Annotated in this window: 1 protein-coding gene; it reads right to left on the reverse strand. The window is 45.3% G+C overall.

Going from position 1 to position 1084, the window contains the following annotated elements; all coding sequences use genetic code 11:
- Positions 1-256: 256 nt before the first annotated feature.
- Positions 257-835, reverse strand: coding sequence for an RdgB/HAM1 family non-canonical purine NTP pyrophosphatase (gene rdgB / locus FVR03_RS24155; protein ID WP_147924330.1), 579 nt, complete (start codon positions 833-835; stop codon positions 257-259).
- Between the last annotated feature and the right edge of the window lie 249 nt (positions 836-1084).

Consider the following 1084-nt stretch of genomic DNA (forward strand, 5'->3'; position numbering starts at 1 on the left):
GACGATATATGGCTTTTGCATAGGAAGCTTTGGTTTCAGGATACAAAAATAATGTTTTAGGCAGAAAGAGGCTACAGATGCAGACCTTAAATTCAAAATTAAAAATTAGAAAGTGTATTAGAAGCACTGTTGCTTTTCCTCATAATGCTAATCAGTCTGCAGCGTTTTTTTAGAATTTGAGAGCGGCCAGAGTCTGCGGAATAGTAGACACGAGAAAGGACGCTCGTGCCATCCTAATTTCTGATTCGAAAGAGATCTACTGCGCCTTCAGGAACTCTACCAGCTTCCGGATGGCTCTGCCGCGGTGACTGATGGCATTTTTCTCTTGGAGGCTCATCTGGGCAAAGGTCTGGTTGTAGCCATCAGGAATAAAAATGGGGTCGTAGCCAAAGCTCGTGTCGCCGTTCCATAATTCTGTAATCTGCCCCTCCACAATGCCTTCGAACTGATGCTCCTGCCCACCAAGGTACAAGGTAATAGAAGTTCTGAAGCGAGCTTTGCGATTTTGCTGGCCTTGCAGGTTCTGCAGCACCAGTTGCATATTGTCGGTGTCGCTGCGTTGCGGACCGGCATATCGGGCCGAATATACGCCTGGCTCACCATACAGCGCTTCCACTTCCAGGCCAGTGTCGTCGGCAAAGCAATCGATCTGGTAATTTCCCCACACATAAGCTGCCTTTTGCCGCGAGTTCCCCTCCAGCGTGTCCTGGTCCTCTGCCAGCTCCTCCTGGCAGCCAATGTCCTGCAGTGTGAGCAGGTGGTAACTGCCTTTCAGCATCTTACTTACCTCCTGTAGCTTTTTGTGGTTGTTGGTGGCAAAGCAGAGTTGTTTCATTTTGAGTTAGAAAGTTTAAAGTTAGAGGAGCTTAATAAGTTTATAGTTGAAGAAGAAAACGATAACTAGGTTAATGTTTAACGGCAGCTTGTTTTGTGAGGGTTAAAAGTTGAATAGAAAGGCAGAGTTTGATACACCTACTGCTGATGAAGCATTATTTCCACAGCAACTTTCTAACTTTATAGACAGCGACAGTACTTCCTGGAAATAGTTTTACGAAAAATACAAAAGAGAAAAAAGCCTTGTGTC

The organism is Pontibacter qinzhouensis (genome assembly GCF_008017455.1).
GTDB classification, from domain to species: Bacteria; Bacteroidota; Bacteroidia; order Cytophagales; family Hymenobacteraceae; genus Pontibacter; species Pontibacter qinzhouensis.

Excerpts from the sequence above, each read along its gene's own strand:
- rdgB (WP_147924330.1), bottom strand. The coding sequence starts at position 835 with ATGAAACAACTCTGCTTTGCCACCAACAACCACAAAAAGCTACAGGAG.